Below are 7,408 nucleotides of genomic sequence, written 5' to 3'. Positions count from 1 at the left end.
TGTTTCATCAAACCGACGTGTGCATGTGATTGGTTTCATTCTTTATAAACCCAACTAGTTATTATGCCGATCCCGTTTTATCAGGATAAACCGATCCAGCGTCCAAATCCTGTCCCATTATCGCTTTATATCAGGAACAGCCATTTTCAATGCAAGCACTTGATTTCCAACAAGTCACACCCAATAACGCTTCTTCCGTCAATCCCTGATAATGCTACCGCTACTTCCCGTTATCAACGGCCAGGACCCTTGATAATGCTACCCGTCTGTCCCGTTATCATCTTGAAATCGGGAAATATCTGAACTTACGACTACCCATCCCTACTCATCGGTTTTATCAGGCTTATTTGCCCTTAATCAATATTCAGGCACGCTCCTGCTCCGTCAATTATCAGGCTAGCCGTTGCTGAATATAATCTCTACCAAGGGGGTTGGTCTATTCAAATTTCTGGAAATGGATCCCAGAGGGCCAATCTCAAGCAAACAAGGGAAACAGTACAATGCAAACACAGCAGGAAAACCAGCATAAACCACAGGAACGTAAGCTCATGGATAGGGTCCGCGACAGGATTAAGGTCAAGCACTACTCCCGAAGCACGGAGAGCATCTACTGCCATTGGATTCTAAAGTACATCCTCTTTCACAAAAAACGCCACCCTGCCGAGATGGGTAAGCCAGAGATCGAGGCCTACCTCAACTACCTCGCTCGTGACCGGCACTACTCGGCCTCCAGCCAGAACCAAGCATTCAACGCCATCCTCTTCCTCTACCGAGAGGTTCTGGAGACCGAACTACCACAGGGCATCAATGCCATACGGGCCAAAACCCACAAGCACATCCCTGTCGTCCTGTCGATGGGAGAAGTCCAGCAGGTTATCTTAGGTATGCAGGACCCTTTCAAGCTGATGGCCGAACTGCTCTACGGCGGTGGTCTCAGGGTGAACGAGTGCATGAACCTGCGGGTCAAGGACATTGATCCTGAGCGGCGCAGCATCATGATTATGGACGGTAAGGGCTGTAAGGATCGCATCACCATACTACCCGAACGTGTCATTCCGCGTCTGCTAGAGCACATTAAGAAGGTTAAGTTCGTACACGACCGGGATCTTGCGCTGGGATTCGGCAAGGTGGTGCTGCCAGACGCGTTGAACCGGAAGTATCCCAAGGCGAGCCAGGAGCTCAGATGGCAATACCTGTTCCCCCAGAAAAACCTGTTCACCAACCCTAAGACAGGCGAGCGGGGGCGCTGGCATGTCGACGATAGCATCCTCAGAAAGGCGTTCCGGATAGCGGCACTAAATACTGGCATTCATAAGCGTGTAACGCCTCATTGCTTCCGTCATTCATTCGCCACTCACCTGCTGGAGAACGGTTATAACATACGGGCCGTGCAGGAACTGCTTGGCCACAAGAGCGTGGAGACCACCATGATTTACACGCACGTCATGAGCAAAGGGAATCTTGCGGTAAGGAGCCCCCTGGACATCTTTTTAGTCCCCCCTTCTTGATTTTTGAGTAGTGTCCCTATCCCCAAAGTAGATATTGGGCAAGGGACACTATTTATTTCAAGAATGCTTTCACATTTATATTGGGTGCATAAACTATTTAACCGAAAACTGACTAGGCCCTCAGCCCTCCGTAACAGATGGCAAATTCATGGCACGGGCAAGGCATCATATCAAAGCGGCAAAATAGCCGTCGTGACCCACCGGCGTAAGGTTTTCATGAAGGGCTCATTGTAGTCGTCATTCACCCCGCCCAGGGTATGGCTGGTCAGGTAGGAGATGACCTGTTGCGGCGCGCCGGCCTCCGTCAGCATCGAGGCGAATGTCTTCCGGCAACTATGAAGGGATGGATGCCCCTTATTCGTATCTGGAATTTTCGCCTTTTTGATATAACGGGTTATCACCTGCGAAATGTTCGGGGGATTATATTGCCATTGGGCACCAATTCCCTGTAGCACCCATCCCGTCTTTTGCGGCCCAATCTTCAACAGTTCGGCATATACTTGATCTGTCATGGGCATATCAACTTCTGGCTGATTACGCGCGTCTGTCTTTTTGGGGATGACATGGATTATCCTCTTTTTCATATCTATTTCATCCCAGCTCAGCGGCGCAAGATCACTCACCCGTTGTCCGGTTGAATATGCAAGCATGAACAAGGTCCTGTGTTCTCCCGGCAGGATTTTATGGATAGCCTTACATTCTTTGCAGGAAAGTGCGCGATATCTGCCCCCTTTGGGCTTTTTCAATGAATGCTTTCCAGCCCATGGACTAATAGAGTCAGGATGCAGTGTGTGCCAAATAATCCGCAAAACAACCAGATGTTTATTGACGGTTGATGCGTCTTTCGGCCTCAGCTTACCATACCGGATGTCCCCCTTTTCAAGGTCGGATACATACTGGTCACATATTTCACGAGTCAGGTCCCGCGTGTATTTCAGCGACTGCGGAGCCCATTTCAGGAACCGATTGAAGTACCCTCGATAATCCGCCAAGGTAACCTCTTTAGTCCCTGAAGGGCGGGAGTGGTTTGCAAGATATCGCTCAAACGCTTCAGCAAGAGGAATGTCTGATGCTGATTGCGCTGTATGATGAAGTAGTGCTTTAGCACGATCACCGATTTCAGCCTGTTTCCTCAGCCATTCTTCTTCTGATTCCTTCGTATCATTGCGGGGCAAGAGATTCACTTTCTCTTCAGCCCAACGGGATTTTGCTATCAGGTAGTCCGTCGTTTTCAGGTTTTTTACGGTTCGCTTTCCGTGGACTACATAAGCGACATAGAAATTCCCCTCTTGGTCCGAGTCTGGCTTTAGCTGGGAAGTCTTACCATTGACAGTTGCCCGCTTGAATAATGTCCCTTTAATCTCTTTCATGACGCACCTGCCTTTCTTAACCTCTTTCTGGAGTATAAACCTGGTGCATAAATAACACAACCACCGAAGCGTTGCGATGTGTTTATTTTTGTTTTTAGGTAGCACAATGCAAAAGACGCTCTTAATACGAGATTCAATAAACGCCTGTTTTATTGGCTTATAAGGGCTTTTTTGACGCAATCCGAGTATCTGCGGAAGGATGGAATTGGAGCCAACAGTCGGGATCGAACCGACGACCTGCGCATTACGAATGCGCTGCTCTACCAGCTGAGCTATGTTGGCCTGATGAAAAGTGGGCTAAAAGATATCGAAAACTGGTGCGGTGTCAACTCTGCGCTTTTTCTACGTCATCAGCCGGACCAACATCAGCTCCAGAACGGTCTGATCAGGCACGTTGCTCGAGACCAAGGCTTCGTACGTTTCCGTGAGAACCCGTTGGTTACGACGCAGCGCAGGGGCTGAATAACAACGTGCCTGCTGGACCATCTTGTTCACGACGAATGAATGGATGGTATTGGGCGGTCGCTTCAGGATGGCAGTAATCACCTCGGCGACCTCTTCAGGCAGTCCCACCCATTCCGCCCCGCCCCCTTTACTGTGAACCCATCCCTTATCCAGAGCCTCCCGGTATAAAACCAAATCCCGCATCCGGGAGGAGAGCGAGGCCACGATCCCGATGGGACTTTCTTTCCCCGCCAGCAAATCCCGCAAAACTTCCAGGGCGTCAGGCAATTTTCGATCACCGACCGCGTCGAGAAGGTCCCACATGACGGAAGTCAAGGTCGTGGACACCACCATCTTTACATCCTCAATGGTGGCGCGACGACGATCCCCTAAAAACAGAGCCAATTTCTCGGCCTCCATGAAAATCTGCCGGGAGTCGGCGCCCACCCGGGCCAGAAACAGTTCAGTCGCTTCCGGCGTCAGCGTCACGCCCAACTCACGGAAGGCGGCATTGATTTTTTCACGCCCCACCCGCTCAACAAGATATCCTTTGTCGGGCAGAAAAAACTCCCGCACCTCATATCGAGTCGAGAACAACTTATAGAACGAGGAACGCTTATCCACTTTGGGGGCCGTGACCAGTAATACGGTGGTCCCGCCTTGTCCGGCCTGCAGCGCCGCGGCAAGCCCTTTAACGGCCTCCTTCACCCGGTCATTGTCATCCGTTGATCCTTTTGACTTCTCCGGCGCGGCTTCATCCTTATCCGTTGGCGCATCCAGAAACGAAACACCCCTCCACCAGATGACCTTATCGCCCGTCATTAAAAATCCGGGGGTCACGAGGGCCTCATGACAGCGCCGGGTCACCGCAAGCGCATCATCCACCGAATCCGCCCGGCCCTCGATGACCTCAAGCCCGAAGGCCTGATCCGCAGGAGGCACAAGGGTGTTGACCAACTGCCGGGCGGCCAGGTTAAGAGGGTATTCATCATCCCCCACAAATAGATATGCGTGTTTCCGGTTACTCATTCTTGCCAGTTGGCTCCAAAAATGTATTAATGCTTGTATCAGTTCGGCTCCAATTTGTCACGGGCTCAGCAATACATGAATCACTGGCTATCAAAATTCAGGTCACGGCGGCTTAAAGAACGCTACAAAGATTCGGGGCGGAAAACGCAGGATGGCGACATCGGCTGGTGGGATCGCCCCTCCATTTCGTTGCTGATCGGCACTTCGCTCTGGGGTGCGGCCGTTCTGCTTTTATGCACCGGTCCTGGCGAAAAAACAGGCGCTTTTAAGCAGGCCCTTGCCAATTCCGGCAATGAGCTTTTCCTGATCATTATCACCTTCGTGGCGGCCATGATGTTGCGGGTGCTGGCCCCTAAAGTCATTAAAAGCAACACCCACCTGCTGCTTCTCGCCATGAGCGCACTGGCAACCATTGTTCCCGGCAGTCTCCTGATCCAAATGACTGATCACTGGCCGGTTCTCGCCAGGGGCACCACGGCAATGCTAATTCCTTTCGCACTTGCCCCTCTACTCACCGGGGTATTACTGGGCGGGGGCGCCGCCATCGTGGCCGGCCTCTGGACCACTCTGGTCTGTTTTATTATCGGGAACGGCAGTATCCCTATCCTGATAGCCGGGCTCATTGCCACCGCCGCCTCCGCAAGATGGCTTAAGCGTATCAGACGCAGAACACAGGTGATTCGGATCGGTTTCCTGATCGGGATTTTTCAGGTTGCAAGTCTCGGTGTACTCGTTGACCGTATTCCCTCCCAGGCTATGCAACTGTCCAACCTGATCGGAGCAAGCATTGCGGGGGGCCTGATCGCGGGCCTTCTGGTTCTGCTGTTATTACCGGTGTGTGAGGCCCTCTTCGGCCTCACCTCCACGATGACCCTTCTGGAACTGTCGGATTTGGCCCACCCCCTGCTGCAACGGCTCGCGTTCGAGGCCCCTGGCACCTACCACCATAGCCTGATGGTGGCCAATCTGGCCCAGGCTGCGGCGGATGAGATTGATGCGAATTCAGTACTGGCCAGAGTCGGCGCCTATTTCCACGACATCGGCAAGATCACCAAGGCCGACTATTTCACCGAGAACATCCGCACCGGCCAGAATCCCCATGATGAATTGGCACCCAGCATGAGCGCCCTGCTGGTCATGTCGCACATCAAAGATGGGATAACCCTCGCCATGCTCTATAAGCTACCCCGCGCGGTCATTGACATCATCCAGCAGCATCAGGGAACCGGATTGGTGACATATTTCCATCACAAGGCCGGCCGACTGGCCCAGGCGGAGCCCCAAACCGCTTCCGGCAGAAGCCGAACGGTTGTGGATGAATCAAGCTACCGCTATCCCGGCCCCAAACCCACGTCCCGAGAGGCGGCCATAATCATGTTAGCCGACTCTGTTGAGGCCGCCTCCCGTTCCCTTGAAAAACCCACCGCCTCGGGCATTTCGGAACTGGTGGACCGGATGGTAGACGCCCGCGTCGAGGACAGTCAGCTCGATGACTGCGAAATGACGTTGGAGGAGCTATCCCGCGTCAAGCGGGCCTTTGTGTTCTGCCTGTCCAATATGCTTCACTCCCGGATCGCCTATCCGAAGCAGGACGCAGAGAAGAAAAGTTGATGAGTTGTCGGGTTGTTCAGTTGCTGAGTTCATTTCTGAAGATTTATCGGCCTTCTTATTAAAAAAATGCATGTTTCTGTCACAAATCTTCAACGCAGGAAAATCAAGATACTGGCGATACGGAAGTTGGCAAAGTTATTACTGGATAGATCAGGCCAACGGGCAAGGATGGCGTGGGGAGAGGTGTCAGTAGTGCTAGTGGACGACCGGCAATCACAGGAAGTTAATCGGAACCATCTCGGCCATGACTACGCCACTGATGTGATCAGTTTCAATTTTGAGCCAATGCCAGGTGATTCAGAGAGTGAAATGAACGGCGAAGTGGTCATCAATGTCGAATTAGCCTGCCGACTGGGGCCAGCCTATAAGGGGGCTGACCGCGAATTGGCCCTTTACCTGGCCCACGGGTGTGACCATCTATCCGGCGCAGATGACGATACCCCGAAACACCGCCAACAGATGCGGCGAAGAGAGTTACGCTGGTTAAAGGATGCCAAACACGATGGCCTTTGTGATAATTTATTTCAGCGGGGAAACAAGCCTCGGCAATCCTCCCCCTCTTCGGCAAAACACCCCTCACCCTAGCCCTCTCCCTCAAGGGGAGAGGGGATAAAGCAACCCTATAGCCAGATAATCGCATGATCATTAAGACTACAGGAGTGGTGCTTCGGTTGGACCCCTTTTCAAAAACCTCTCAGGTGATTACCTGGCTCACCCCTGATTATGGCCGAACGGTGACGCTGGCCAAGGGCGCCAAGCGCATCAAAAACAATTTGATTGGTCAATATGACTGCTTTTACACCTGTGAGCTACTTTTCTATAAAAGCCGACACAGCTCCCTACACATCCTCAAGGAATGCTCGCCCATCGCCCCGAGAACGGCCTTCAGAACCGACTGGCGCGCCTCAATCACGGCCTCCTACCTCTGCGACCTCCTGAGCCGCCTGACGCCGCCTGACGCCGCCAGCCCCGCCCTCTTCAACTGGGCCGAACAGACACTGGACTTCCTCGCAAACCAAGGGACGTCGGAAACGGTGATGAACTGGTCAGAGTTAAAACTGCTGAAACACCTTGGCGTCGCCCCTCAACTGTCAAATTGCCTTAATTGCGGCACGCCGTCATTCCCTAATGACCGGCCCACATGGTTTTCAATATCAAGAGGTGGATTGGTGTGTGCCCACTGCCATAGAGTGCATGACAGCCTGACGATTCCCCTGACACACGACATTCTGGGAATGTTGAAGGGGTGGGAAAACACTGATACGCCCGCCATGGCCAAACGCACCATTTGTACGCCCAGGCAAGCCGAATCAGCCAACAAACTCCTGAGCGCCTTTATCCACTACCACTTGCAGTCTTCTCGCTCACGAGACATTGTCAGCAGCTTGATGGGATAAAAAAAGGCCGGACTTTTTCAAGTCCGGCCTTTAGCTAAATCCAAATCAA

At 52.5% G+C, this 7,408-nt stretch carries 6 protein-coding genes and 1 tRNA gene; 4 read left to right on the top strand and 3 right to left on the bottom strand.

The window, feature by feature from the left end; genetic code table 11:
- The first annotated feature begins 500 nt into the window (after positions 1–500).
- Positions 501–1,508, top strand: coding sequence for an integron integrase (locus WCS52_13465; GenBank protein MEI6168190.1), 1,008 nt, complete (start codon positions 501–503; stop codon positions 1,506–1,508).
- Positions 1,509–1,678: 170 nt separating this feature from the next.
- Here WCS52_13465 and WCS52_13460 read toward each other — a convergent pair whose 3' ends face one another.
- From WCS52_13460 to WCS52_13450, 3 genes are all read right to left on the bottom strand, one after another.
- A complete protein-coding gene (locus WCS52_13460) occupies positions 1,679–2,878 on the bottom strand; it encodes a tyrosine-type recombinase/integrase (GenBank protein ID MEI6168189.1) in 1,200 nt (399 codons plus the stop codon).
- Positions 2,879–3,084: 206 nt separating this feature from the next.
- Positions 3,085–3,160: transfer RNA gene (locus WCS52_13455), tRNA-Thr, on the bottom strand.
- Positions 3,161–3,220: 60 nt separating this feature from the next.
- Complete coding sequence (locus WCS52_13450) at positions 3,221–4,351, bottom strand: hypothetical protein (GenBank protein MEI6168188.1); 1,131 nt, start codon at positions 4,349–4,351, stop codon at positions 3,221–3,223.
- 75 nt (positions 4,352–4,426) lie between these two features.
- Here WCS52_13450 and WCS52_13445 point away from each other — a divergent pair, with 75 nt between their 5' ends.
- The 3 genes from WCS52_13445 to recO all read left to right on the top strand — a co-directional run bounded on the left by WCS52_13445 (position 4,427) and on the right by recO (position 7,359).
- Complete coding sequence (locus WCS52_13445; protein MEI6168187.1) at positions 4,427–5,962, top strand: HDIG domain-containing metalloprotein; 1,536 nt, start codon at positions 4,427–4,429, stop codon at positions 5,960–5,962.
- A 66-nt stretch (positions 5,963–6,028) separates the two neighbouring features.
- Complete coding sequence (gene ybeY, locus WCS52_13440; GenBank protein ID MEI6168186.1) at positions 6,029–6,547, top strand: rRNA maturation RNase YbeY; 519 nt, start codon at positions 6,029–6,031, stop codon at positions 6,545–6,547.
- A 53-nt stretch (positions 6,548–6,600) separates the two neighbouring features.
- On the top strand, positions 6,601–7,359 hold the full coding sequence (gene recO, locus WCS52_13435) for a DNA repair protein RecO (GenBank protein MEI6168185.1): 759 nt from the start codon (positions 6,601–6,603) through the stop codon (positions 7,357–7,359).
- The last annotated feature ends 49 nt before the right edge of the window (positions 7,360–7,408 follow it).

The sequence above is a fragment of the bacterium genome, from assembly GCA_037128595.1.
Classification (GTDB): domain Bacteria; phylum Verrucomicrobiota; class Kiritimatiellia; order CAIKKV01; family CAITUY01; genus JAABPW01.
This window is presented reverse-complemented; position numbering and strand designations above follow the sequence as displayed.

Coding starts and splice junctions, on each gene's coding strand:
- ybeY (MEI6168186.1), top strand. CDS start 6,029: ATGCATGTTTCTGTCACAAATCTTCAACGCAGGAAAATCAAGATACTG.
- WCS52_13445 (MEI6168187.1), top strand. CDS start 4,427: ATGAATCACTGGCTATCAAAATTCAGGTCACGGCGGCTTAAAGAACGC.
- WCS52_13465 (MEI6168190.1), top strand. CDS start 501: ATGCAAACACAGCAGGAAAACCAGCATAAACCACAGGAACGTAAGCTC.
- WCS52_13460 (MEI6168189.1), bottom strand. CDS start 2,878: ATGAAAGAGATTAAAGGGACATTATTCAAGCGGGCAACTGTCAATGGT.
- WCS52_13450 (MEI6168188.1), bottom strand. CDS start 4,351: ATGAGTAACCGGAAACACGCATATCTATTTGTGGGGGATGATGAATAC.
- recO (MEI6168185.1), top strand. CDS start 6,601: ATGATCATTAAGACTACAGGAGTGGTGCTTCGGTTGGACCCCTTTTCA.